The sequence below is a fragment of the Mesorhizobium amorphae CCNWGS0123 genome (assembly GCF_001686985.1).
In the GTDB taxonomy this organism is placed as follows: Bacteria; Pseudomonadota; Alphaproteobacteria; order Rhizobiales; family Rhizobiaceae; genus Mesorhizobium; species Mesorhizobium amorphae.
The window spans coordinates 44,505-70,004 of the sequence record NZ_CP015322.1 but is presented as its reverse complement, the minus strand read 5'-3'; the positions used below and the strand labels follow the sequence as shown (position 1 = coordinate 70,004).

Annotated in this window: 25 protein-coding genes and 2 pseudogenes; 17 read left to right on the top strand and 10 right to left on the bottom strand. The window is 60.1% G+C overall.

What is annotated here, in order from left to right:
• Positions 1-87: 87 nt before the first annotated feature.
• Positions 88-411 (bottom strand): hypothetical protein, encoded by a 324-nt coding sequence (locus A6B35_RS30425; protein ID WP_006204584.1) that lies wholly within the window; start codon positions 409-411, stop codon positions 88-90.
• Between the two features lie 97 nt (positions 412-508).
• On the opposite strand from A6B35_RS30425, the gene A6B35_RS35825 reads away from it, so the two are divergent.
• Positions 509-676 (top strand): hypothetical protein, encoded by a 168-nt coding sequence (locus A6B35_RS35825; protein ID WP_006204585.1) that lies wholly within the window; start codon positions 509-511, stop codon positions 674-676.
• 330 nt (positions 677-1,006) lie between these two features.
• Here A6B35_RS35825 and A6B35_RS30420 read toward each other — a convergent pair whose 3' ends face one another.
• Positions 1,007-1,390: a sunset domain-containing protein gene (locus tag A6B35_RS30420; protein WP_006204586.1), complete on the bottom strand. Its 384-nt coding sequence runs from the start codon at positions 1,388-1,390 to the stop codon at positions 1,007-1,009.
• A 318-nt stretch (positions 1,391-1,708) separates the two neighbouring features.
• Between A6B35_RS30420 and A6B35_RS30415 the strand changes: the two genes are divergently transcribed.
• Positions 1,709-3,268 carry a dicarboxylate/amino acid:cation symporter gene (locus A6B35_RS30415; protein ID WP_006204587.1) on the top strand — a complete coding sequence of 520 codons (1,560 nt, stop codon included), beginning with the start codon at positions 1,709-1,711 and terminating at the stop codon, positions 3,266-3,268.
• 512 nt (positions 3,269-3,780) lie between these two features.
• On the opposite strand, the gene hemN is transcribed toward A6B35_RS30415, so the two are convergent.
• Positions 3,781-5,130, bottom strand: a complete 1,350-nt coding sequence (gene hemN / locus A6B35_RS30410) for an oxygen-independent coproporphyrinogen III oxidase (RefSeq protein ID WP_006204589.1) — start codon at positions 5,128-5,130, stop codon at positions 3,781-3,783.
• A 158-nt stretch (positions 5,131-5,288) separates the two neighbouring features.
• Between hemN and A6B35_RS30405 the strand changes: the two genes are divergently transcribed.
• From A6B35_RS30405 to A6B35_RS30355, 12 genes are all read left to right on the top strand, one after another.
• Positions 5,289-6,035: a Crp/Fnr family transcriptional regulator gene (locus A6B35_RS30405; RefSeq protein ID WP_040583499.1), complete on the top strand. Its 747-nt coding sequence runs from the start codon at positions 5,289-5,291 to the stop codon at positions 6,033-6,035.
• Positions 6,036-6,201: 166 nt separating this feature from the next.
• The gene (locus A6B35_RS35820) at positions 6,202-6,510 is read left to right on the top strand and encodes a hypothetical protein (RefSeq protein ID WP_156788634.1); all 309 of its coding nucleotides are present in this window, start codon (positions 6,202-6,204) and stop codon (positions 6,508-6,510) included.
• 85 nt (positions 6,511-6,595) lie between these two features.
• Entirely contained in the window at positions 6,596-8,227 is a 1,632-nt protein-coding gene (gene ccoN, locus A6B35_RS30400) for a cytochrome-c oxidase, cbb3-type subunit I (protein ID WP_006204595.1), read from the top strand.
• Positions 8,218-8,949 (top strand): cytochrome-c oxidase, cbb3-type subunit II, encoded by a 732-nt coding sequence (gene ccoO, locus A6B35_RS30395; RefSeq protein WP_006204597.1) that lies wholly within the window; start codon positions 8,218-8,220, stop codon positions 8,947-8,949. The genes ccoN and ccoO overlap by 10 nt, the downstream gene beginning before the upstream one ends.
• A gap of 12 nt (positions 8,950-8,961) precedes the next feature.
• Positions 8,962-9,117: a CcoQ/FixQ family Cbb3-type cytochrome c oxidase assembly chaperone gene (locus A6B35_RS30390; protein WP_006204598.1), complete on the top strand. Its 156-nt coding sequence runs from the start codon at positions 8,962-8,964 to the stop codon at positions 9,115-9,117.
• Positions 9,114-9,980 carry a cytochrome-c oxidase, cbb3-type subunit III gene (gene ccoP, locus A6B35_RS30385; protein WP_006204599.1) on the top strand — a complete coding sequence of 289 codons (867 nt, stop codon included), beginning with the start codon at positions 9,114-9,116 and terminating at the stop codon, positions 9,978-9,980. The genes A6B35_RS30390 and ccoP overlap by 4 nt, the downstream gene beginning before the upstream one ends.
• Before the next feature lie 204 nt (positions 9,981-10,184).
• Positions 10,185-11,744, top strand: a complete 1,560-nt coding sequence (gene ccoG, locus A6B35_RS30380) for a cytochrome c oxidase accessory protein CcoG (protein ID WP_006204600.1) — start codon at positions 10,185-10,187, stop codon at positions 11,742-11,744.
• A complete protein-coding gene (locus tag A6B35_RS30375) occupies positions 11,741-12,238 on the top strand; it encodes a FixH family protein (protein ID WP_006204603.1) in 498 nt (165 codons plus the stop codon). The genes ccoG and A6B35_RS30375 overlap by 4 nt, the downstream gene beginning before the upstream one ends.
• Complete coding sequence (locus A6B35_RS30370) at positions 12,235-14,505, top strand: cation-translocating P-type ATPase (protein WP_006204604.1); 2,271 nt, start codon at positions 12,235-12,237, stop codon at positions 14,503-14,505. The genes A6B35_RS30375 and A6B35_RS30370 overlap by 4 nt, the downstream gene beginning before the upstream one ends.
• The gene (ccoS, locus tag A6B35_RS30365) at positions 14,505-14,660 is read left to right on the top strand and encodes a cbb3-type cytochrome oxidase assembly protein CcoS (RefSeq protein ID WP_006204605.1); all 156 of its coding nucleotides are present in this window, start codon (positions 14,505-14,507) and stop codon (positions 14,658-14,660) included. Before A6B35_RS30370 ends, ccoS begins: the two co-directional genes overlap by 1 nt.
• A 558-nt stretch (positions 14,661-15,218) precedes the next feature.
• Positions 15,219-16,400, top strand: coding sequence for a 5-demethoxyubiquinol-8 5-hydroxylase UbiM (gene ubiM / locus A6B35_RS30360; protein ID WP_006204607.1), 1,182 nt, complete (start codon positions 15,219-15,221; stop codon positions 16,398-16,400).
• A 110-nt stretch (positions 16,401-16,510) separates the two neighbouring features.
• Positions 16,511-18,418: a putative bifunctional diguanylate cyclase/phosphodiesterase gene (locus A6B35_RS30355; RefSeq protein WP_065518346.1), complete on the top strand. Its 1,908-nt coding sequence runs from the start codon at positions 16,511-16,513 to the stop codon at positions 18,416-18,418.
• Positions 18,419-18,513: 95 nt separating this feature from the next.
• On the opposite strand, the gene A6B35_RS37255 is transcribed toward A6B35_RS30355, so the two are convergent.
• Complete coding sequence (locus tag A6B35_RS37255) at positions 18,514-18,642, bottom strand: hypothetical protein (RefSeq protein ID WP_263792225.1); 129 nt, start codon at positions 18,640-18,642, stop codon at positions 18,514-18,516.
• A 214-nt stretch (positions 18,643-18,856) separates the two neighbouring features.
• Here A6B35_RS37255 and A6B35_RS30345 point away from each other — a divergent pair, with 214 nt between their 5' ends.
• The gene (locus A6B35_RS30345) at positions 18,857-19,552 is read left to right on the top strand and encodes a transposase (RefSeq protein WP_006204611.1); all 696 of its coding nucleotides are present in this window, start codon (positions 18,857-18,859) and stop codon (positions 19,550-19,552) included.
• A gap of 207 nt (positions 19,553-19,759) precedes the next feature.
• On the opposite strand, the pseudogene A6B35_RS37615 reads toward A6B35_RS30345, so the two are convergent.
• Positions 19,760-19,971 (bottom strand): annotated as a pseudogene (locus A6B35_RS37615) (IS30 family transposase); the annotation flags it as partial.
• A gap of 491 nt (positions 19,972-20,462) precedes the next feature.
• Entirely contained in the window at positions 20,463-20,675 is a 213-nt protein-coding gene (locus A6B35_RS30340) for a hypothetical protein (protein ID WP_006204612.1), read from the bottom strand.
• Between the two features lie 182 nt (positions 20,676-20,857).
• Here A6B35_RS30340 and A6B35_RS36820 point away from each other — a divergent pair.
• Together A6B35_RS36820 and A6B35_RS37610 are read left to right on the top strand one after the other, a co-directional pair.
• Positions 20,858-21,061: pseudogene (locus tag A6B35_RS36820) on the top strand (ArsR/SmtB family transcription factor); the annotation flags it as partial.
• A 252-nt stretch (positions 21,062-21,313) separates the two neighbouring features.
• Positions 21,314-21,613, top strand: a complete 300-nt coding sequence (locus A6B35_RS37610) for a hypothetical protein (protein ID WP_425277670.1) — start codon at positions 21,314-21,316, stop codon at positions 21,611-21,613.
• 270 nt (positions 21,614-21,883) lie between these two features.
• On the opposite strand, the gene A6B35_RS30325 is transcribed toward A6B35_RS37610, so the two are convergent.
• The 4 genes from A6B35_RS30325 to A6B35_RS30310 form a co-directional block, all read right to left on the bottom strand.
• Complete coding sequence (locus tag A6B35_RS30325; protein ID WP_006204614.1) at positions 21,884-22,885, bottom strand: IS30 family transposase; 1,002 nt, start codon at positions 22,883-22,885, stop codon at positions 21,884-21,886.
• Between the two features lie 189 nt (positions 22,886-23,074).
• Positions 23,075-23,407, bottom strand: coding sequence for a hypothetical protein (locus A6B35_RS30320; RefSeq protein ID WP_006204615.1), 333 nt, complete (start codon positions 23,405-23,407; stop codon positions 23,075-23,077).
• A gap of 37 nt (positions 23,408-23,444) precedes the next feature.
• On the bottom strand, positions 23,445-24,326 hold the full coding sequence (locus A6B35_RS30315; RefSeq protein ID WP_006204616.1) for a dioxygenase family protein: 882 nt from the start codon (positions 24,324-24,326) through the stop codon (positions 23,445-23,447).
• Between the two features lie 98 nt (positions 24,327-24,424).
• Complete coding sequence (locus tag A6B35_RS30310) at positions 24,425-25,483, bottom strand: maleylacetate reductase (RefSeq protein WP_006204617.1); 1,059 nt, start codon at positions 25,481-25,483, stop codon at positions 24,425-24,427.
• Positions 25,484-25,500 lie beyond the last annotated feature (17 nt).

Sequence of the window (25,500 nt, the reverse complement as noted above, 5' to 3'; positions counted from 1 at the left end):
CGCCGTGCTTGAGAAGGTCAAGTTGAACGATCGACGCGGCCCGATTTTCGAAGCTTCGCCAGCAAGATTGATGCCGTGCCTCGGTAGCTAGCTAGCACTGACCTGCTCGGCCATGGGCAGTGAATTCCACGCGGTTAGTTTGGCCACTAGAAAATCGTTGTCTGGGTTTATTGGTGCGGAGCTAAGTTGACCCTCTTTGTCCATCATGATTGCCACGGTGCCGGTTGCGCCATATCCAATCGCCGCCATTCTGCGAATGCGGGTGTCGCCGTCCACGCGAATGTCGAACAAAACCGAGCCGCCAGTTTTCTCCGCGACGTCGTCCACCCGATCGGAAAACGGACGCTGTATGCCGCCTGTATTGGCGAGGGACTGCTCCAACAGCGCCAGTTCAACATACTCCGCCATCATCCCGCGAGAGTGCGCGGCATGCCGCGCAGGACCAATAGGCCGTGGACGGCTTATCCACACAAAACAGCCGCCAATCGAGACGGCGCCTGGGAACCCCATGACCAAGAACCAACGCGCCGCCGCGCGACGGCACAGCCGTGCGAAACACAAGGCGACGCATTCGCTAAACCAGATAGCGGTCAAGCAGACCGCAACGCTGGAGCGGATGATGTTGCAGACCAGCCGGTCCGGTTCGCTTGCAGTATTGCAAGCGAAACAATTCTGAGACCCAAATGACCCGTCGAAGTCAGCACAAACGCGACGGTGGACCGCCTGTGGCAAGCAAGGTTGTGCGCTGGCGGCCTGCAGACCGCGCCGGAATGACTGCTCGCTGTTGGCCAGAGTTCGCCGACAATGCCGGGCCGAACGATTTCCTTGCAGGCGTGGCACCAACGTGGGAGTTTTCCACCCTCATGTCGGACTGCAAGGTGTTGCGGCTGACATTTGGTCGACGATCCCATCGAGCGGAAACCAGGGTTGCTATCCCAGCCGGGTTCAATTCGCGGATCGTCATGCCACCGCAGCCGCCGCACCTTGAAAAGGCGGCAGGCCGCTTTTACCGTCTTGCCTTGCGCCAGCCTGCCGCGACTGCCTCCGCCTCGGAACAGAACCAGCGCTCGCCATATCGAGGGCTAATCTTGGTTTCCCAATAATGTTCTTGACCAGGGATGTGGTAGATTCGTTCCCCGGTGTTGACGGAAATATTCCCCTTGATATCGCAACTGCCCGAGCCGGTCATGGCGCCGCCTGTCGCGACGCCTGGCACAACGAGATCTGCGACAGTTTCGAGGCTGCTTGGGCTCACCGTGAGAAAGGCGGCTAAGGGAACTATCACCATCGCAATGAGAAATTGCGGTTGCCAGCGGCGACGCCGCTTCCTGGCGCGCTTTCGCCACCGGTCAGCCTGATTGGCACCCTGCTCGCGATTGACTTTGCCCATGCCCCTCTCTCCCAGACTGGAGGATGCGTCCTTTGCGAACGAGAGTCCATGCGCACGTGATGCCAAGGCTGATTACGGGGTCCGCCAGCGCGTTCCAAGCATATGAGGACAGGCGGCCCTTCTTTCGATGAAGGCACGCGCCTGCGGCGAGTGCAGAAATCCGCACATGCACGGCGTGAGAGATCCCGCGCGTTTCTCGCGCCACTGCGGTTTGGCACGGAGCTTGCGGCGGCATTGGTACAGCGTTCGACCGGAGCGCCGCGGTGGAAGAAGCCCGGGACGGTCGAAACTCGCCCCAATCCGGTCAGGGAGAGAAAAATGCTAGCTCCACCAGTCCGCAGCGCGAATCCCGCGCCTCGCAAGCCTCTCTACGCCCAGCTTTACGTGCAGGTGCTTGTCGCCATCGCCCTCGGCGTCGCAACTGGCTATTTCTGTCCGGGGATCGGCGAGAGCCTGAAGCCGCTGGGCGATGCCTTCATCAAGCTCGTCAAGATGATCATCGCGCCTGTCATCTTCCTGACAATTGCAACCGGCATTGCCGGTATGAACGATCTTCACAAGGTCGGCCGTGTCGCCGGCAAGACCATGGTCTACTTCCTGAGTTTCTCGACGCTCGCACTGATCGTCGGCCTCATCGTGGCCAATGTCGTTCAGCCCGGCGCCGGCCTCAATATCGATCCCGCCTCGCTCGACCTGCAGTCCGTGAACAGTTACGCCGCAAAGGCCCACGAGCAGTCCGTGACGGACTTCCTGATGAACATCATTCCGTCGACGATCGTCGGCGCGTTTGCGCAAGGCGACATCCTGCAGGTGCTGTTCTTCTCGGTTCTCTTCGGCATCGCGCTGGCGATGGCCGGTGAGGCGGGCAAGCCTGTCGTTTCCTTCCTTCAGGCGCTCATCGCGCCCGTCTTCAAGCTCGTCGGCATTCTGATGAAGGCTGCCCCGATCGGCGCTTTCGGCGCGATGGCCTTCACCATCGGCAAATATGGCATCGGCTCGGTTGTGAACCTGGCGATGCTGGTCGGGACGTTCTATTTCACCGCCTTCCTCTTCGTGTTCGTCATCCTCGGCGCGGTCTGCCGTTACAACGGCTTCTCGATCGTTGCTCTCATCGGCTACATCAAGGAAGAGCTGCTGCTTGTCCTCGCAACGTCCTCTTCAGAGGCCGCGCTACCCTCACTCATGGAGAAGATGGAGAAGGCCTGCGCCGCGCGTTCGGTCGTGGGCCTCGTCGTCCCGGCCGGATATTCCTTCAATCGGGATGGCACCAACATCAACCTGACGCTGGCGGCCCTCTTCATCGCGCAGGCGACGAATACGGATCTGTCGATCGGCGATCGGATCCTGCTGCTTCTTGTCACCATACTCTCGAAGGGAGCAACTCGCATTACCAATACCGGCTTCGTCACGTTGGCCGCGACGCTCCTTGTCGTCCCGACCGCTCCGTTCGCCGGCGTGGAGCTGATCCGTGCTGTCGAGCAATTCATGTTCGAATGTCGCGTGCTGAGGAATCTGCTCAGCAACGCTGTGGGAACGCTCGCCGTCGCCTGCCGGGAGGCCGAGCCGGATGAAATTCGTTTGGCAGGCGCCCTCGCGAGCAGACCTTCGGCGCTTTGGCGGTGGAAGGTCAGGTCACCCGGCATGGCGAAGGGCGGCCACGGTTGGCCGGCTCGCGCGAACGCCTATCAGGTATTGAGGGCAGGGCGCGAAGCCGTCGTAGAGGAGCCGTTCGCTGGTAACGCCACCAATAGAGCCCCGCAACTTATCGTACTCCGGGAACTGCGGGGCAAGCGATCAAAAGTAATGACCCACCTTTACGCCAAAGGCACCAATGCTGGCCTGCCGTCCGCCGCTCATTGGAGCCCGCCCCATGTCTAAGCCAAACTGCCGGCTCTGTTGCCACGATCGCACCGATGAGGACATCAATCTGGCGCATAATCTAGCGGAAAGCGGTCATCGGAGAATTTTGACTGGGTCTCCTCACTCCAGGACCACGAGCTCGCGCGCCAGGAGCCCTGTCACATCTTGGTTGCGATAGCGCGATGCGATGCATGTCCTATGCGCCAGTTCGAATCATTCGCACAACGCCAGGTCGGTGGGCTTCGAGCGGCATGTTATCGACAAGGTCGAGACCCCGATCCTGGATCCGGCGAAGACGATTGTTGTCTGCTTCCGATACAAAAAGGCGGCCGGACTCAACGTGGCGCTTGCGGGACTTCGAAATGAAATAGGGTGCCGGAAGGCACGACCGGACGATATCGTCGCTAATGCCATCGCATCTGGTCCTTTGTGAAATCCTATCTTGACGCGAAAGTGGTCGATGAAGAGTCAAAAACGTAGCGCAATCGGTTCACGATCGACTGAAAACCGTGACCTTTCCTCTGCGGTGCTCAGATTGCCGCCGAATGCCTGGCCGTTCCACTTTCGAAATATTTGTCGAACTTCACCGCAATGCTCCTCACGAACGGACGATTTTCCGCCGGCACGACGAAACTGTCGCCTTGGAGTTCAAGCAGTCGAGCGGGATCCTGAAGGGCGATGGAGCTTGCCTGAAGAAGCAGCTTTTGGCCGGCTTCCCCGAAGCTCTCCACCAGGTCGATCGCCGAGAAGGCGAAATCGCACATCAGCCGCTCGATGATCCAGCCCCGGCCGCGATCGTCGTCGGACAGCACGATCCCGCGCACAGCAGCCAACCTGCCGTCTGCAACCATGCGGCCGTACTCGCCGGTCGAAGGCATGTTCTGCACGTAGCCCTGGCGAAAACGGCCGATGGACGAAGGGCCAAGTCCGATCAACGTCTCGCAGCGATCCTCGGTGTAACCCTGAAAATTGCGATGCAAAGTCCCCGCGCGGGCCGCTATAGCCAACGCATCGCCCGGCTTTGCGAAATGGTCGAGCCCGATTGATTCGTACCCCTCGTCCACAATCGCTCGCGCGGCAAGTCGCGATTGAGCGAACCGCTCGGTGGTGTCGGGAAGCCATGCCTCGTCGATCATCGTCTGGTGTTTCTTGAACCACGGTACATGGGCGTAGCCAAAAAGCGCTATCCGGTCTGGCTCCAGGGTCAGCGCCCGCGCGACGGTGGAGGAGACGCTCTCCCTTGTCTGATGCGGCAAGCCGTAAAGCAGATCGAGGTTCACGGACTCGACACCGCGTGAGCGAACTCCGTCGACGACTGCCTTGGTCTGCAAAAAGCTTTGCTTGCGATTGATTGCCTTTTGCACGTTCGGATCGAAATCCTGCACGCCGAGGCTCGCCCGCGTCATCCCGATTTCAGCAAGTGCATCAAGGCGGGCTTCGTCCGTATTGTTCGGATCGATCTCGACGCTGATCGTCGCATCGCCGAGAAAATCGAAGCTGTCCCGCAGGACCGTGCCCAGTGTCATCATGTCCTCGGGCTTCAGCATCGTCGGCGAACCGCCCCCGAAATGAACTGCGCGAACTCGGCCCTTGCCGCTGACAAGGCCGCCAACAGTCGCAATCTCCGCATACAGCGAGCGCAGATATGCGGCCACTGGCTCATAGTGGCGGGTCTGCTTGGTATGGCACGCGCAGAACCAGCACAGCCTGTCGCAATAGGGAACATGCAGGTAAAGCGATATCTCGCCACCGCTTTCGAGCGCCTCCAACCAGCCGCGGTAAACGACAGCATCGATGCCCGGATGGAAATGCGGCGTGGTCGGATAACTGGTATAGCGCGGGACGTTCTCGCCAAGTCTGGCAGCTAGTTCCGGTAGCATGTCGTGACCCACGGTGTTTGCTTTTCGCTGGAACTCTGGAGGCATTGACGAGCCAAGCCCTGATTTGGGTCAACCTCCGGCACGGACAAACTGCCGCAAGGATTTTTCTACCGTCGATTGCTATCCTGCCGACAAATTGGGACCGGTAGAGCGATCAAATGACAGTACGGCAGGACATTCGCAGTTCCGGCATTCCCGCTCTTTGCCTGTCTTGCGAGGCACGGCACCACGGCGTCTGTGGTGCGCTCGATCCAGACCATTTGGCTCGGCTCGCCAAGACGTCGTCGCGGCACAAGATCGATCCGGGGGTCGAACTGATCGGCGACGCTGAGACTGTCGACAGCTATTCAAACCTGCTTTCAGGCGTGGTGAAGCTGACGAAGAGCCTTTCGGACGGCCGCCAGCAGATTGTCGGCCTCCAGTTCGCGCCGGATTTTCTGGGACGGCCCTTCAGAGTCAAAAGCACGATCAATGCGGAAGCCGCAACAGCTGTCTCGCTGTGCTCGTTTCCCAGAGCGGCCATCGAACGGACGATGAAGGAATCACCAGAATTTGAGCACCGCCTGCTCAAGCAGACGCTCTACGAACTCGACGAGGCACGTGAATGGATGGTGACTCTGGGGCGCAAGACCGCACCGGAGAAGGTGGCGAGCTTTCTCCTCATGATCGCCCGGAATATCGATTCCAGTCTTGAGCCTGGGGCCAGGTCGGCGTGCTTCGAGCTGCCGCTGACGCGTGCCGACATTTCTGATTTCCTTGGAACCACAAACGAGACGGTGAGCCGTCAGCTGACCAGACTGAGAATGGACGGTGTGATCCGGATCGAGAACAACCGCCATGTCACAGTGGACAGCATGAGCCGGCTGGAACAGCGCTGCGGCGGCCGAGGCGCAACCGCCCCTTGAATGAGCGATGTATCGCGCTTCGAAGAAGCCGCGTAGCATGAACCCGACTGCTTCCACACTCGCTATCGGATGACGATCTCCGATCGCCAGGAGCGTTTTGGCCACCTCGTCGGCGAAGCATTGATCCTCGAGGTGCTCGACGCGCAACCGGCTGGTGGACGCAAGATTGGGCTCGGCCAAGGTCAGCACGCCTTATACGCGCAGGAAAAATGACCGTCTCCTCGAAGCGTTCGCGCTGGCTGTCCCAAGGCATTTGAAGGCGATCGACGTACGGCAAGGCACCGGCTATATTTTCCAGCGCGTCGCAGACGCGCGCTTCACCACATCGTCCGGAATCGCCTCCACACCGGCCCGGCCCGGGGAACCGGACTTGTCCATAAACGGGGCGGCCCGTTCGGCATTTTCTCGTTCAATCGCCATCTTCCAATCGCACCGAACTCAATGCTGCCCCGAAGCAAAAATCGTGCGGCTCTGACATGGATCAGGGCAAGCAGGCGGCGGCTGCGCAATTAGTGGACTGCGGATTTGGCGTCCGTCGGAATTGGAGATCGGAACTTGCGATGAAATTCGGCACAGAGATCGTCCTTCTAAGCCTGTTCGCGTTTGCGGCTTTTGTGGCTGCCGGCTTCGGCGTGGACGAGCCATTCCGACAGCATATGTTGGTGCTGCTCATCGCGCTGCTGGGTTTCGCCGCTGTTCTTCTACGCAACACGAGTTTCGCGCCGGCAGCCGCGGTCGATCCGTCAGCCTATATGGATGGTCCAATCCGATACGGCGCCATCGCGACCATGTTCTGGGGTATCGTCGGCATGACTGTCGGTGTGGTCATCGCGCTGCAGCTTGCCTACCCCGATCTCAACATCCAGCCCTGGTTCAATTTCGGCCGTTTGCGGCCGCTGCATACGTCGGGTGTCATTTTTGCTTTCGGCGGCAATGCCCTTCTGTGCACGTCAATGTATGTCGTGCAACGAACCTGCCGCGCGAGGCTATTCGGCGGCAATCTCGGCTGGTTCGTGTTCTGGGGCTACCAGCTCTTCATCGTCATGGCCGCGACTGGCTATCTGCTCGGCATCACCGAGAGCCGTGAATACGCCGAACCCGAATGGTATGTGGACATCTGGCTGACCATCGTTTGGGTCGCCTATCTCATCCTGTTCCTCGGCACGATCCTGAAGCGCAAGGAACCGCACATCTACGTCGCCAACTGGTTCTACCTCTCCTTCATCGTGACCATCGCGATGCTGCATGTGATCAACAACCTCTCGATGCCGGCGTCCTTCCTCGGTTCCAAGAGCTACTCCGCCTTTTCCGGCGTTCAGGACGCCTTGACGCAGTGGTGGTATGGCCACAATGCCGTCGGCTTCTTCCTGACCGCCGGCTTCCTCGGCATGATGTATTATTTCGTGCCAAAGCAGGCGAACCGACCGGTCTATTCCTACCGCCTTTCGATCATCCACTTCTGGGCGCTAATCTTCCTCTATATCTGGGCCGGTCCACATCACCTGCACTACACTGCCCTGCCTGACTGGGCGCAGACGCTCGGTATGGCATTCTCGATCATGCTGTGGATGCCTTCCTGGGGCGGCATGATCAACGGTCTGATGACGCTCTCCGGCGCATGGGACAAGCTCCGCACCGATCCGATCATCCGCATGATGGTGATGGCCATCGCCTTCTACGGCATGTCGACATTCGAAGGTCCGATGATGTCGATCAAGACGGTCAACTCGCTGTCGCACTACACCGACTGGACCATCGGGCACGTCCATTCCGGTGCGCTCGGCTGGGTCGGCATGATCTCGTTCGGCGCGATCTACTACATGGTGCCGAAGCTCTGGAACCGTGAACGGCTCTACTCGCTGAGGCTCGTCACCTGGCACTTCTGGCTGGCGACGCTCGGGATAGTCGTCTACGCCGCTGTCATGTGGGTCTCCGGCATCATGCAGGGCCTGATGTGGCGCGAATACGACGAGCAGGGTTTCCTGGTCTACTCCTTCGCCGAAACCGTGGCCGCCATGCACCCCTACTATGTCATGCGCGCCATCGGCGGAGCCATGTACCTCTCCGGTGCCCTCATCATGGCCTGGAACATCACCATGACGATCCTTGGCTACCAACGTGAGGAAGATCCGATGCCGGGCTCTGTTCCAGCCTTCCAGCCTAAGCGATCAGGAGCGAGAAATTGGGCTTGATGGACAAACACGCAATCATCGAGAAGAACGCCTCGCTTCTTCTCGTTGGTTCCCTTCTTGTAGTGACCGTCGGCGGCATCGTTGAGATCGCACCGCTCTTCTATCTCGACAACACGATCGAGAAGGTGGAGGGCATGCGTCCCTATTCGCCGCTCGAACTTGTCGGGCGCAACATCTATGTGCGCGAGGGCTGTTATCTCTGCCACAGCCAGATGATCAGGCCGTTCCGCGACGAAGTCGAGCGCTACGGTCACTATAGTCTCGCCGCCGAGTCGATGTACGATCACCCGTTCCAATGGGGATCGAAGCGCACGGGGCCGGATCTCGCACGGGTCGGTGACCGCTACTCGAATGTATGGCACGTCGAGCACCTTACGGATCCGCGTTCGGTGGTGCCGGAATCGATCATGCCGAGCTACGCGTTCCTCAAAGACGCATCGATCGACGTGAAGGACTTCTCGACGCATCTGGTCGCCAACAGGCGTGTCGGTGTCCCTTACAACGATGACATGATCGCGCACGCCAATGTCGACCTGATGGCGCAGGCCGATCCCAGCGCCGACACATCCGGCCTTGAGGCCCGCTATCCCAAAGCCAAGATCGGCGACTTTGACGGCAACCCGCAACAAGTCACCGAAATGGATGCCCTCGTCGCCTATCTGCAGATGCTCGGCACGCTGGTCGATTTCAAGAACTACGACGAAGCCACCGGCTACCGCTGAGGAGCTTTATCCATGGATTACAATTTGATGCGAGAGTTTGCCGACAGCTGGGGTCTGGTCGCCATGGCGCTTTTCTTTGTCGGTGCAATTGCCTTCGCGCTCCGCCCCGGCAGCCGCAAGATGGCCGACGAAGCTGCCCAGATTCCCCTTGAGGACGGCAGATCATGAGCAACAACGAGCACATCGACGAAGTGTCGGGAGTCTCCACGACTGGTCATGATTGGGACGGTATCAGGGAGCTGAACACCCCGCTTCCGCGCTGGTGGGTCGTAACCTTCTACGTCACGATTGTCTGGGCGATCGGCTACACCATCGCCTATCCGGCATGGCCGCTGCTGAACTCGGCGACGAAAGGTGTGCTCGGCTATTCCAGCCGCAACCAGGTCAAGAACGATCTGGCGGTGGCCGAAGCCGCCAAGGGCAAATATGTCGAGGCGGTAGGGTCCAAGAGCGTCTCGGAGATTGCCGCGGACGATGGCTTGCGCGAATTCGCGGTCGCCGCCGGTGGCGCCGCCTTCAAGGTCAATTGCGTCCAATGTCATGGCTCCGGTGCCCAGGGCTCCAAGGGCTTTCCCAATCTCAATGACGACGACTGGTTGTGGGGCGGCAAGGCCGAGCAGATCCAGCAGACGATCACGCACGGAATCCGCTTCGCGTCCGATACTGACACGCGGATCTCGGAAATGCCGGCCTTCGGTGACATCATCACCCCTGACCAGATTGCTCAGGTGAGCGCATACGTGGCCAGCCTTTCCGGCAAGGTCCAGGACGCAAGCCTCATCGAGCCAGGCGCCAAGGTCTTTGCCGAAAATTGCGTCGCCTGTCATGGCGACAATGCAAAGGGCAACAAGGAACTCGGCGCTCCCGATCTGACCGATGCGATCTGGCTTTATGGACCGGGCGAGACGGCCATCGCCGCCCAGGTCCGCGCGCCGAAACAGGGCGTGATGCCGGCCTGGATCGGGCGGCTCGGCGAGACCAAAGTCAAGGAGCTTGCAGTCTATGTCCATTCGCTTGGCGGCGGAGAATAGTAACCCAAGCCTATTCTCGACCCCCCTCCCGCCAAGCGACGAGGCCCGGCGCGCGCCGGGCCTCGACTGCATCGCGGCATCGGGCGACTGACCTGCATCAACGCATCGCTGCCCGCCATACGGCAAGCTTGCTCAACGCGGGCATCAGCCAGAACCGATGGGCCTGGCTTTCGGCGAAATCGTCGCTGGTGACGGGAGCTTCTCGTGCTTGATAATAGGCAGACAGAACGGCTGGAAGCCGAGGCGGCCAACTCCGCCAAGCTACGACAACCACTCTATGCCGCGCGCAAGAAGATCTTCCCCAAACGCGCCACAGGCAGCTTTCGCCGGTTCAAATGGCTGGTGATGGCGATCACGCTTGGTACCTATTACCTGACCCCTTGGCTGCGATGGGATCGCGGGCCATTTGCCCCCGATCAGGCTGTGCTGATCGATCTCGCCAACCGCCGCTTCTATGTCTTCTTCATCGAGATTTGGCCGCAGGAATTCTACTACGTAGCAGGCCTTCTCGTCATGGCCGGCTTTGGCCTTTTCCTGATCACATCCACGGTTGGCCGCGCCTGGTGCGGCTATACATGTCCGCAAACCGTTTGGGTTGATCTGTTCCTGGTCGTCGAGCGAGCTATCGAAGGCGATCGCAATGCCCGCATGAAACTCGACGCCGGACCCTGGAGCGCACGCAAGCTGGTCTTGCGCACGGCCAAGCATTTCATCTGGTTGCTGATCGCGGTGGCGACCGGTGGCGCCTGGATCTTCTATTTCTCCGATGCGCCTACCTTGTTTCATGACGTCTTTACTGGCAGTGCCGCACCGGTAGCCTACATCACTGTCGCGGTGCTGACAGCGACCACCTACACGTTCGGCGGGCTGATGCGCGAGCAGATCTGCACCTACATGTGTCCCTGGCCGCGCATCCAGGCAGCCATGCTCGACGAGAGTTCGCTGACCGTTACCTATAATGATTGGCGCGGCGAACCGCGCTCGCGCCACGCCAAGAAGGTGCAAGCCGCGGGGCAGTCGGTCGGTGACTGCGTCGATTGCAACGCCTGCGTCGCCGTCTGCCCCATGGGCATCGATATCCGCGACGGCCAGCAACTCGAATGCATCACCTGTGCGCTTTGCATCGACGCTTGCGACGGCGTCATGGATAAGCTCGGCAAGGAGCGAGGGCTGATCTCCTACGCCACGCTCGACGATTACAATGCGAACATGGCTCTTGCTATGACGGGGGGCGCCACGCTGGTCAATCCATCGCTTGTAAGGACCGCTGACGGACGTTTCATCGATAATCTGGCGCATTTCCAGCTGCGCAAGATCTTTAGGCCGCGCATCTATGTCTACACGGGCTTGTGGTCACTGGTCGGCATCGGACTGCTCTATTCTCTGATGACCCGCAACCGGCTCGAAGTGAACGTGCTTCACGACCGCAACCCGCAATTCGTGACGCTGTCCGATGGATCCATCCGCAACGGCTACACCGTTAAGCTGCTCAACATGATCCCCGAGCCAAGGACGATCGTCGTCACGATGCAGGCGTTGCAAGGGGCTGACATGAGCGTGGTCGGCGACGATATCGCGGCAGGTCGTTCCTTTGCCATTCCGGTCGAGCCCGACCGCCTGAAAATGTTGAAAATCTTTGTGCGCCAGCCGGCGGATCAGATCCACGGCGCAGCGCAAATCTTCACGTTCCGGGTCGAGGACAAGGCGAGTTTCGAGTCGGACGAATACACCGCCACTTTCAACGCACCGGAGACCGCCAGATGAGCGCGAATACGCAGAAATCCCGCGAATTCACCGGCCGGCACATGCTATTCACCATCCTTGCCTTTTTTGGGGTGGTCATCGCGGTCAATCTGATCATGGCGACGCTCGCCAACACAAGCTGGACCGGGCTCGTCGTCGAAAATAGCTATGTGGCGAGCCAGGAATTCAACAAGAAAGCAGAGGAAGGCCGGGCTCAGGCGTCACTTGGCTGGAAGAGCCGGTTGACGATTGCCGGTGGCGAGATTCGCTACAGCCTCGCAGATGCGGCAGGCAAGCCTGTCGCATTGCACGGCGTCAAGGTGATCTTCCGTCATCCCGCCTACGAAAAAGGGGACGAGTCCATCACTCTTGCCCTTGCCTCCGGCCAGGAATACGCGGCCCGACATACGCTCCGGAATGGGGTCTGGATCATTGAGGTGGACGCAGACGCAGGTCTCGCAAAGTCCTATCGCGAAGTCCGCCGTGTCATCGTTTCCCATGGAGCGCTGCAATGAGCTGTTGTGCGCCGGGCGCGGAAATGGCGCTGGATCTTGAGACATCCGTCCTGCCCTCGAGCCAGGAAATCCGATTGGCGAGCCGATCGCTTGGCGATGACCTTCACCAGACCGATCTTTCAGTGCCGACGGTTCATTGCGCGGCCTGCATCCAGGCGATCGAGAAGGCGCTTGGCAGGCTCGATCACGTCGAGGGCGTTCGCGTCAACCTGTCGACGAAACGGGTCTCGATCCAGTGGCGCGGGAATGATATTCCGCCGGTCGTTGCCGCGCTTGGACGGCTCGGCTACGAGGCGCATCTGTTCGACCCCGAGGTTGGCGAGAAGGACAAGACACTTTCGGAACTGATCCGCGCCGTCGCGGTCGCGGGCTTTGCGGCGGGCAACATTATGCTGCTTTCGGTCTCGGTCTGGTCAGGTGCGGAAGGCGCGACGCGGGACCTGTTCCATTGGGTGTCGGCGCTGATCGCCATCCCTGCGCTCGCCTTCGCCGGCGGCATCTATTTCCGCTCGGCCTGGAATGCGCTCCGCCACGGCCGCATGAATATGGATGTGCCGATCGCGGTCGGCGTCTCGCTCGCCTATGCCATGAGCCTTAACGAGACCATCAACCACGGCGAGCACGCCTATTTCGACGCGTCGGTCTCGCTGCTGTTCTTCCTGTTGATCGGCCGCACGCTGGATCACGTGATGCGGGAGCGTGCCCGCACCGCTGTGAACGGCCTGGCGCGGCTGGCGGCACGCGGCGCCATGGTGCAACGCGATGACGGCACACGCGACTACCTGCCTGTCGGCGAGATCGAACCGGGCATGCAGCTGCTGGTCGCTGCCGGCGAAAGGATCCCCGTCGACGGCAGGATCATTCGCGGAGCCTCCGATCTCGACTGCTCGCTGGTTTCCGGCGAGAGCACACCGAAAACCGTGGCGTCAGGGGAACGGGTCCAGGCCGGCACGCTCAATCTAACCGGCCCGCTGACCGTCGAGGCTACCGCTGCTGCGAAGGACTCCTTCCTGGCGGAAATGGTCAGGCTGATGGAAGCCGCCGAGGGTGGTCGAGCGCATTACCGCCGGATCGCCGACCGCGTCTCGGCGCTCTATGCGCCGGTGGTGCATCTCACCGCCTTCGTGACTTTCCTCGGCTGGGTGGCGGCAACCGGCGACTGGCATCGGGCAGTGACGATCGCCATCGCCGTTCTCATCATCACATGCCCATGCGCACTCGGCCTCGCGGTGCCGATCGTGCAGGTCGTCGCCGCGCGGCGCCTGTTCGAAAACGGCATCATGGTCAAGGATGGTTCGGCCATGGAGCGCCTGGCGACGATCGATACAGCGGTCTTCGACAAGACGGGCACTCTGACGCTGGGAAAACCCCGGCTCGTCAACAGGTCATCCATCGATCCGGCCATGCTGGCCCTCGCCGCCGCGATGGGCGCACATTCCCGCCATCCGCTTTCGCAAGCAATCGCCGGCCTGGCGAGCCCGGCCGGGCAACCGACATTCAATGAAGTGACCGAGCGTCCGGGTTTTGGCATCGAAGCGACAGCCGCAGGCAACACCTGGCGCCTGGGCCGGCGCGGATGGGCCGGCGGCAAGGGTCGGACCGGCGCCGAAGGCAAGACAGGTGGAACGGTGCTGACCCGAAACGGAACGATCGTCGCATCCTTCGAATTCGAGGACGCCTTGCGGGCGGACGCGGACACGGCCATTGCGCGGTTGAAAAATGCCGGACTTACGGTGGAAATGTTGTCCGGCGATACGGTCGTCGCATGCGCCGAAGTCGCGGAGGCGTTACCAGTCGACCATTTTACCCCCACTCTCCTGCCGTCAGGAAAGGTCGAGCGGATCAGGCAGCTGAGCAATGACGGTCACCGGGTAATGATGGTCGGCGATGGTCTGAACGACACGCCCGCGCTGGGCGCGGCGCATGTCTCGATCGCCCCGGCCACCGCCGCCGACATCGGCCGCAACGCTGCGGATTTCGTATTCCTACGCGAGAGCCTTCTGGCCGTGCCTCTTGCGCTGGACGTCTCGCGGAAAGCCGGGCGGCTGATACGCCAGAACATCGCGATCGCGATCGTCTATAATACCATTGCCGTGCCGATAGCCATTCTAGGGCACGTCACGCCGCTGATCGCTGCGGTGGCCATGTCCGCTTCGTCGCTGCTTGTCATTGGAAATGCGCTGCGCCTGCAACGCTTTGCAACCACCGAGGTGACGAGAGCTCCTTTGGCAACGCGCTCCGGCATTCACGAATCAATGCAGTCGTGATGACGACGCTCGTCTACCTCATACCATCAGCTCTGTTCCTTGGCGCTCTTGGGCTGTCCGGCTTTCTGTGGGCGTTGAGGAGTGGTCAATATGAGGATATTCACGGGGCCGCTGAGCGCATCCTCATCGACTGGGACGACAAGCCGGAACGCTGACCCAGGTCGCTATGCTGACGATTGTCAGGTGCCGGTGGTCAACCGAGTCGACTTGGGAACAGCCTGCTGAGGCTGTCGCTCGAAGGACTGCGTGGGCGTTCTGCCAGAATACGTTTGCTAAGAAAGAGCCGCACCGAAGGGGAAGCCCGCTATTCCAATACGAGCTGACCAGACCGCGGCCAACGACCAGCCGACTGTGAACCCGCCGTTGCCGGCTTTGTCGTGTCTGGCTGATCCAGATCAAGGTTATCTCATCATCGGCATGGTTTCGTCGACCAGCCTTTCAAGGGAGAACACATGTCTAACGGACAGTTTGGTCGTCACTATCAGCCAACCGCCGACGTGAGAATCTCGCTTGCCGGCTGGCTATCTGCCTTGGCTGGGCGCCCATCAGCCGCGTTCCTGGCTCCATCGTTCGTTGCCGATCTATGCGCATTTTTCTGCCCAGTGGCCTGAGGGTATGCGGCTGGCACTGGAACGCAGGTCCGTCGATCCACGGCTAGCGGCTCAACTCCAGCAGCATCCCACGCAGATATCCGACGCGATGGCGGCACGCTGATGGCAGGGTCCCCCGAGCGGTTTGACATCGTCGTCATCGGAGCCGGGCCGGTCGGACTTTCGTTCGCCGCATCGCTTGCACAGAGCCGGCTCAAGGTGGCAGTCATTGAACAGCAGCCGCTCGAAAGGCTGGCAAATCCGGCTTTTGACGGTCGCGAGATCGCGCTGACCCACGCATCGGTCAGAATTCTTCGCGAGCTCGGCGTCTGGGATGCCATCCCCGCTTCCGACAAATCACCACTTCAAGGCGCGCGCGTGCTCAACGGATCGAGCCCTTTTGCGCTGTGCTTCGATTCTCCCGGCGGATCTCGGGAACCACTCGGGTTCTTGGTTCCAAATTGTCGGATCCGCGATGCCTTGTTCAAGATCATCCGCTTGCAAGATGATGTCCAGTTACTGTGCGGCCACTCGGTCGTTGGTGTCAAAAACAGCGAGACAGGAGCAGTCATAACGCTCTCTGACGGCAGGCAATTGACCGCTCGGCTTCTCGTTGCAGCCGATTCGCGTTTGTCCGCCACGCGCGGTCTGCTCGGCATCGGCGCCGACATCAATCGGGTTGGCAGCTCGATGCTGATTTGTCGGGTGAGGCACGAGCGCGCCCATCACCAGATCGCAGTCGAATGGTTCGATCACCATCAAACGATAGCGATGTTGCCACTCATGGAAGGCGTGTCCTCGCTGCTTGTCACTTTGCGCTCAAGCGAGGCTGACAGACTGCTTGCTTTCGACGACGATTCGTTTCTGGTGGAATTGACGAAGCGGTGTCGCGGGCGCCTCGGAAAAATGACCTTGGCAAGCACCCGCCATGCCTATCCGCTGGTCACGACGTGGGCGCACAGGTTCTGGGCTCCGAGCGCCGCGCTCATCGGCGACGCCGCCATTGGCATGCACCCGGTGACCGCGCATGGCTTCAACATTGGCCTCAGCGGCCAGAAGCAACTCGCCCATAAGATCATGACAACATGTCGCGACCGCCATGACATTGCCGATCCCGACATGCTCCAGAGATACGAAAGCCGGCTACGCCTGTCGGCGGCACCGCTCTATCATGCTACAAACATACTTGTCGGTCTCTACTCAGGCGAGCACCCGGCGGCACGGCTTGCAAGACATGCGGGGCTTCGCCTTGCCCAATATCTTCCCTTTGTCCGCCATGGCATTTCGGCCATGCTTAGGCGGTGAATCGCAGATAGCGTTGCCGCTCTCGAACCGCTGAATAGTTAACCCGTCCTTCAGTGGGTGTGCATAGGCTTATCCTGCCAAGAAGCCTTGGAAGGTAAGACAACCCGCCCATGGACCTGAACAACGAAGACACGCTGGACGCCAAAATCCGTCAGGATCAGCTTGCTGACCTGAGGGCCGGCTTCTTCGTGTCAATGCCGATAAGCACTGTCCTGTCAGGCCTTATATTGACGGTGCAGGCTATTTCTGGCGGCGGTTCTAGCGCCGCGATCTGGTTCCTGGTCGTCAATGCGATAAATGTCGGCCGCCTTGCGCTCGCCCGTTATCAGCTAAGGCAAACGGAACGCCATGATGATTCTGCAGGGACCTCGCAGCGGCTCCGCCGGTTTGGCGTTCTTGCCCTTATGGCAGGGTTTGCATGGTCCTTTCTTGCCGTTCTCACGGCCGGATACACGACACCGCACGCACCGCTGCATCTGATCATTCTGGCTGGCATTGCAGCTGGCGCTGTTACGTACGGCAGTTCATATGCCGCTGCCGCGATCAACTTCATCACACCCCCGCTCCTGATCACAGCGGGGTGCTTGCTGGCAAAAGGCAACTTCGAAGGCTGCGTTCTGGCTTTTGCCGTTCTGCTCTTCCTGGGCGGCCTGGTGCGAGCCTCCTTTGTTGGGCAAACGCGCTTCCGCGAAGCGAGCCGCCTGAGGCATGAGGCCGAGCGGCTTGCAGCCGAAATGGAGGCCAGTTCCAGGCAGGACCACCTGACGGGCCTTCTCAACAGGCGTGGCCTCGAACACGCCATCGGCCGGTTCGAGGCCACAGCCGGCCTCTTTGTGGCGATGCTGATTGATCTGGACGGATTCAAATCCGTCAACGATACCTACGGTCACAGGACCGGTGATGAACTGCTCGTCATGATCGCCCGCCGGATAGAGGAGGAGGCACCGGAAGGCTCAACGCTCGCCCGCATCGGCGGCGATGAATTCGTGCTGTTTTTTCCCTTGGCGGGGGATTCGCTTTCTGCCAGTGATCTCGCCTCCAATATCATAGCCAAGATTGCCCGCTCGTATCGGGAGGTGGCGTCCGTCCGGATCGGGGCATCGATAGGGATATACCTGGCTGAAAGCCCGGGACTGACGGAAATGTTGTTGCGGGCCGATATCGCCCTTTACACGGCCAAGCGGCGTGGCCGGAACGAATTTTGCCTGTTCGATGCCGAACTCGACAGGGAACTGCAGCGCCGCCAGTCCATCGAACGCGACCTTCATTCGGCGATAAAGACGAGAAGCTTGGGACCCTGGTTCCAGCCCATCGTGAAACTCGACACCGGGGCCGTGATCGGTTTTGAAGCCTTGCTAAGGTGGTCCCATCCGATTCATGGTGCCATCTCTCCACCCGAAATCATGACAGCCGCGCGCCACACCGGAATGCTCGAGCTTCTGACCCAAACGGTCTTCGCCGACTGTTGTGTTCTTATCGATGGCTTGGTGAAAGCCGAGTGTCGTGATCTTCGCGTGGCGATGAATGTTTCGCCGCGCGAACTGGAAGCCGGCGATATCGACGACATGGTTCTGGATGGTCTGGCGGCAAAAGGCCTGCCTGCAACGATGTTCGAAATCGAGATTACCGAAGAATCCCCGGTCGACCCGGACAGGGTGGACGAAAAGCTCGGACGTCTTTCCCATGCCGGCATTGCCATCGCGCTCGATGACTTCGGCACCGGCTTTTCCACATTGGCATCGCTCAAGGACAGTCGGATACGCAAGGTGAAGATAGACCAGGGCTTCATTCGCGGCTTGGCCAGATCCCGGGAGGACCGGCTGCTTGTCAAAACGGTCATCGATCTTGGCAGGAGCCTCGGGATCGAGGTCATGGCCGAGGGCGTCGAAACAGAGGCGGATCGGCAAACCCTGCACAAGCTTGGCTGCCGAACCGCTCAGGGCTTCCTGTTCTCCAAGGCAATGCCTCTGAGCCAGGCGCTTGACATGGCGGTAAAACAGCATGCCAAGGCGTTGTGACCGGCGCCCGCCGCGCTTTCCTACGCGGCCGTGCGCTCTGGAATCGTGGAGACAGAGACTTGCCTGTCTGAAACGCGTGGCCGTCCGCGTGTGCGTCAGCCGGCGAGCAGGTCTTTGTAGCCAGTCGTCACCATCCAGTTGGCCCGGTCGATATGGCTGCGAAGCGCCTCGCGGGCGCGTTCGGGCTCAAGGGTCGGGTCGATGCCGAGAATGAGATCGGCCATCTCCGCTTCGCTGGCATTGTCGGCGCGGGCGCCCAATCTAGCAGACGCATGTTAGCGTCGAACGGCGCTTGCGATGTTGGACGCCGCTTGCTTGTTGCTAGTTTTGTCCGATAAAGCTCCGAGGGAAACGCGAGGGGACGGAGCATTGACTCTTCGCGGCATGACACGAAGCGACGACTGATCGCACACGTCGGTTATCATCAAGGAAGAGGAAATGAAGCGCCAGATCCGGCCATTTATCGTGGAGGTCAAACAAAAACGGGGCAATGGCAAACAGAGCCGATCGATCTGGGGCGATCTCGACCTGTCCGCTATTGCCGCCGAGACAATGAAAGATTCCAACGAGGAGATAGGACTGCAAAACCGTCAGCATATTGACTCTCATGTGACACCCATTGATGTTGAAGATGGATATAAACCAAGAGCGGAGCATCTTATGGCCGACCTTAGGGCAGCCGAACTAGCGCAGTCCCCGATCGAAGCGCCTGCGAATACAGAAGCCGCTGACGCAAAGAAAAAGAGAACTCCGCGGCCGAAAGCAGCCAAGGCACAGCTAGAACGCCCGGCTCGAAAGCCAGCCGCTAAGATGGCGCCTGCTGCGACGGACATTTCGGCGTCAGTTCGCAACGCGCGAAAAACTTACTCGGCAAAGGAACGCGGCCAACTCCTCTTACAGATCGAGAAATCGATTAGTCGTGGCGAGAGCATCAAGAGCGCCACAGCACAGGCTAGCATATCGGAACAGACCTATTACCAGTGGAAGAAGAAGGCTACGCCGCCCGCGTCGGACAGCGGTGAGCTAAAGGATCTGATCGCGCTTGAGGAAGAGAATGCTCATCTGAAGAAGCTGCTCGCCGAGCGTCTTCGCAAGGAGAATGCGGAGCTAAAGAAAAAGCTCGGGCTCAATTAGGCCGGGTCAGCCGCTGCCTTAGCCTCGACACCCGCTCAAGTTGGCAGCAGCATCTCGCCGTCGACGATGCGTCAGATTAAGGCGTCCGTCTCCGGTTGCGTGGCAGGTCGCCGAGCGCAGCCGCCGATTTATCATTCGCCGTCGGCGGCACAATACAGGGACGAGGGGACGTGGCTGTCGCTGCAGGGCTATCGGCTTGATGATTCAGCGGCTCACCCGTTCGGCCAGCTATGTGACGCGTTCGCCTTGCCGAATTTCTCGCGGGAACTGCATCAGATCGCATTCCCAGTGTCCGATCTGCCTTCTGTCTCGAGCTATGTCGGACGGTGCAAAATGCTCAGTTCCGGGCTGAATTGACGACCATGGAGCCGCCTGACTGCCTCGGCCGGCGGTTGGGCGCGGCTCTCCGGAAGATTGCGCTACAGCTCTCCCGGCCGCTCCGGATAGGCCAGGCGATCGATCGTCTCGTGGCGACGCGGACCCAATGCGACCACCCAACCTCTCCGCTGGGCGATCGTGCCATCATACCAGAAGGACGGGCATGTATCACTATCCTCGCTTAGGGTCGGAGGTCGTGTTGGAAGAGGAGGCGCCGCCCGAGTGAAACGCAGGTGAATACGGACTGACAGAATATAGCGTCTGCCGGCCATTACATATTTGGACAGACCTGCGCTCGGCTCGATCCGGGAGTGCCTTCCGTGATCGCACCATATTCTGCTGAGTGCAGTCCGGTATTGATCCGGGGCGGCCCTATGTCGTGCTGATCAACTTCCGTCCTTCCCTAGAAGGCGGCAGGACTATAGTCTTGCGTCTCGCTTACAATGGTCTGACGTTACCGCTTTAGTTCCGGTATCGTCCATTGGACGTTCCGTATTTTAGTCAATCGAGATGTATCCCAAGCGCGTGCCAACTAGATACCGCTGTCGTCGGAATCCAGCTTTGACCGTATTGTGTTGATGGCGTCCACAATGGTATCGGCAGTCTGCCGGTCTAGCGCGATATCCAACAAGCCTTCAGTTGTCTGGATCGACAGGATGCCAAGAGGGCCTCTCTCGTCCATGACAGTGCTAACGTGAATTTCGGTCGGCACGAAAGGCAGCGCCTTTTTTCCGGTACGCTTCATTGGGTACTCATTGCCTTGGCCAGCTTCGACAATCGCGCAACGCGGCGACGATTTCAAGCGGACCAGACGACGCTACCCAGCCATAGGGATCCGTCATCAACGAGGTCGCGCATTGCTTGCCTATGATCATGCGGCCGTCATATGTTGGCGTTAAATACCCTTAATTCCGGATTTTTGGATAAATGGATAAAAAGTCAGATCTCCTCGCATTGGCAGCACTTGGCTAGGATACCCGGCTCGAAGTCTTCCGCCTGCTGATTAAGGCGGGTGCCGATGGCATGCCCGCCGGCGAAATCGCCTCGCGCCTTGATTGCAGAACACCATGTCAGCGCACCTGAAGGTCCTTGACAATGCTTGGCCTGGTCCGCGCCGAGCGTGACGGCCGAAGGGACTTCATGATGGCGCATCCGATCCTGAAGGTTGCTGTTGGGCAGCCGGGCAGCAGAAACAAGTCGAATGCCCTGCACCCGGTTATCCGGAAACGACCGCGCCCCGAGGCGATGAATGAAGACAAGGACAAGTCCCGCCAGAAAATTGAATAGCTCTATCGTCACCGCGAAGGCGCCGCCTGCCTGCGGGACTCCGAGATCGCGAACGTCATTACTAACAGCGTCAGCGGGCAGGGGATCAGGTCCGCCATGAAGCAGATCGTCGGCCTTCGCTCGGCGCGCGCCAAGATCCCCGCCGTTTATGTCTACGAAGATTTAGGGCGCGAGGCGGCCATCTCCAGTACGAGGTATGTCCCTGATCGTGGTCGCGATCTGCTTGATAGCTTTGGCAGTGCCCGGGTGTTTCGGGTCGTCTACATCGACGGTTTGCAGGGCCGAGCGCCTGAAGCAGCAGCCGACATCCTCGACCTTAGGCAGGTCAATCATTCCACCGTAGCCATCCAGGAGCTGATGCACACCACCCCATCGGGTTTTTGCACCGGATCCTGATGTTCTGGGCCGAGCCGCGCTCCTCTCAGGAATGCTTTGTCGCCTTCAAGGCTACAAGGATGATTCCAGGCTGCGGGCGCTTCAGGACTGCGTGCTGTTCCTGCAGGCACAGAAATTGGGATTCTCCGTTCTAACGGGCAACATCAGCGACTTCGACTACTTGCTGCAGCTGAGCCCGACAGGTCGAGTTTTGATGTATCGGCGAATCTGATTGTATTTGTGTGAGTTCTCGCTGAAGTGCGACTGCGCAGCGAGGGTAGGTTAGCGCGTTCACCGATTGGCCGACAGTATCTTCTGACGGAAGACTTCGGCCGGTGTTCTGAAGCCGAGGCATTTTCGGGGCGTTGAGTTGAGATGGGCGCACACCTGGTGCAGGTCTCGATGCTCGATCGACAGTGGATCGGTGTCTCGCGGAAGCCATTTGCGAGCACGGCGGTTGGTGTTTTCCACCGTGCCTTTCTGCCACGGCGCCTGCGGATCGCAGAACCATGTCTGAACGCCGAGACCGGCCTGAAGGTAGGGCCAGTCTGTGAACTCGGTGCCGCGGTCAAAGGTGATTGATCGGCGGGCGGAATAGGGAAGGGGACCAAGCACGTCAATCAAGCCGTCCATGATCGCGCGCGACTGCCGGTCGTTGTTGCGTAGGAAGACCGTGAAGCGGCTCACCCGTTCGACCAGCGAAGTGACGTTCGCCTTGCCGAATTTCTTGCGGAACTGGATCAGGTCGCATTCCCAGTGTCCGAGCTGCTTTCTGTCCCGAACAATGTCCGGACGATGCAAAATGCTCAGTTCCGGGCTGAATCGACGGCCATGACGCCGCCTGACGTGCCTCCGCCGGCGTCGGGCGCGGCTCTCCGGAAGATAGCGCCACAGCTTCAGCTCCTGGCCGTCGGCCGAATAGGCAAAGCGATAGATCGTCTCGTGGCAGACGCGGACGCTGCTACGTTCAAAAGCCAGTCGACCGGCGATCTGCTCTGGCGACCAGCCATGCTTGATGCGCTCGATGATCGATGCGCGAAGCTTCGGATGCCGAACCAGTTTGCGAAAACGGCTGCGGCGTTCCCTGGACCGATTGTTGGCCGCCACACAGAAATAGCCGGTCAGATCCGGCATCTCCCGATCCTCGAACTTGTTGCGCGCGATCTCGCGGAAGATCGTCGAGCGATGGCGGCCAAGCTTCTCAGCAATCGCATCAACACTGACGCCAGCCTGGCGCCAGCGCTCGATCTTGCGGCGTTCATCCAAATCGATCTGGGAGTAGGTGCGTTTCATCTACGGTTCCTTGCATGCGATAGGTCATTGGTATCGCTGCAAAGTCGCAGTTCAAGATAGAACGCACCCTGCTACATCAGGTAGTCGCATAACATGTATTATGGAACTGATTTTAATGTCGCAAAATCAATAGCTTAGGAGCACCCAGTTTGAACATTCCACTGCGCTGATAAGCGAAAACCCGGAAATCTAACGCAGGGAAATGCTCGCAACAGGGTCAAGATTCAGGACACGTATCGCCACCCTGTGTTGTGAAATGCCGGTGATTGCGGCACGCAGCATATTGCAAACGGATAGAATCAAATCTCGGGTCCGCTCCACCTTCTGCAACAGCTGGATTTCGACTGAGATCTGCGCTTGGTCGTTCATCCCTCGGAAAGGAATGATTGCGAACTGACAAATGGATGCGTCGACCTCAAGCTCACGGCAGAGGATATCTCGCAGCGCCGGCAGCAACGCCTCAAGACCGTCGACTTCCTTTGTCCAAACGGCTTCCTCCACAAATATCTTGAGGTTGGGCATGGGCTGACTCCCTTTGTGCCAGAAATGATAGGCCTGCTTAGCGCGACGCCGCGTTGGCGCAGGGGTGGACCGGCGGCTGCTGTCGATCAACGAGCACGAAATCGAATTGCGAGCGCCAGAGCGTCGGGCCACCCTCCACACGTTCAAAAGGCGCTACGAGCGTCTCCTTCACGCCGAACACGGTATCGGAGTCCAGGTAAGGGTCGTCACCGACAAAGGTGTGGGTCACGAGCCTGTGGTAGCTGTGCGCGGTCACGAGGAAATGCATGTGGGCGGGGCGGCATGCATGCCGACCGAGCTGGCCGAGCATCTGACCGACAGGCCCGTCGTTAGGGATCGGATAGGAAACCGGCTTGATGCCGACGAACCTGTATGCACCGTCCTGGCCGGTGACGAAGATGCCGCGATTGTTCCATCTGGGCTGGATGCCCGGTTGTTGGACGTCGTAGAAACCCTCAGCATTGTCCGACCACACATCGACGTGCGCCCCCGCGACGGGATTGCCGTCGAGGTCGAGCACCCTGCCCTCGTAGAGACAGCTCTCGCCCTTGCCGTCGAGGTTGATCGTGTCTCCCATCTTCCGTATGGGCGCGCCGGCGACGTGGAACGGTCCGAAGACGGTGCTCTCCGTCGCGCCCGCGGGCCGGCGGTTGTTGATGGCATCCACCAGCATGGAGAAGCCCAGCGTGTCGCTGAGCAGGATGAACTCCTGGCGCTCGCCGCTACACATCTGCCCGGTCCTGGTCAGGAAGTCGATGGCGGTCTCCCACTCGCCTTGGGTAAGCTGGGTCTCCTTGGCGAAGGCGTGGAGATGGCCGACCAGGCAGGCCATGATCTCGGCGAGCCGACGGTTGACGCTCCTGACCATGCGCTCGTTGACGGCTTCGACCGAACCGTCTTCGGAGAAAAGGCGCTGCATTTCGTTTCTCCCTCGTCATGTTGCTGTCGGTTTTTCGGGGCGGCTTTCGCGCTTTCCGTCGAGCCGTTGCCTGTGCAGGATGTCGTGATACCGCCCGCCTATTGCGGGGGCTTTCCTTCCCATGCCCGTTGCAGCAATGAGCGGATGGCGTCGCGGTCAATTGGCCGCGGGTTCCAGTAGGGGTTGCGCACGGCCAGGTCGGCGGCGCAGTCAAGGTCACTCTCGGCGAGCCCGAGATCGCGCAGGGCGAGCGGCGCGCCCAGCGAGGCGGCGAAGTCGTGGAGGCCGCCGCCGAGCGAGCCACCGAAGAGATTTGCAATCGGCTTCAGCGCCTCGGCTGCGGCGGATGCGTTGTGTGCCACTGAGTGCGGCAGCAAGATCGCGTGCGTTGCCGCATGCGGTAGGTCGAAGCTCCCTCCCAGCGTGTGGCAGAGCTTATGATGCAACGCCATTCCGACGGTGCCGAGAACGGTGCCGCAGAGCCAGGAACCATAGAGGGCGAGCGAACGCGCCTCGCCATCAACTGGATTCTCCACGATGCACGGCAAAGCCTGTTTCAACGCGCGAATGCCTTCGACGGCCTGCCATGTAGAGATCGGATTGCGGTCCTGCGCATAAAGGCCCTCTACCGCGTGGGCCATGGCGTTCAGCCCGCTTGAAACGCTCATGTCGACCGGCAGGCCGAGGGTCAGGTCGGGATCGTAGATCACAGCTTCCGGCAGGATGCGGGGATCGCGTCTGGTGGTCTTAAGGCTTTCCTCCGTCTCTCCGAGAATGGGGGTGACCTCCGAGCCGGCATAGGTGGTCGCGATCACTATCTGGGACGTATCGTTGCGCCACGCGATCGCTTTGCCGAGCCCGATAGTCGACCCGCCGCCGAAGGAGACCACGCAGTCCGCGCGTTCGCCTTCGTACGCCACCAAGGCTCGCTCGGTGACGGAAACCGGCGTGTGCATCGTCGCGCCGGCGAAAACCCCGACCGCCGCCTCGCCCAATTGTCCAGCGAGCCTCTCAGCGTCCGCCTTCCGGGACGGGGTCGACAAAACGAGCGCCCGCTTGCAGCGCAGGCGCGCGACCTCGGCGGGAAGCTGTGACACCGCGCCCCGTCCGAAGACCACGCGTCCCGGATTGAGCGTAAGGGCAAAGGTTTCGACCATGGTGGCGGTGGTTCCCA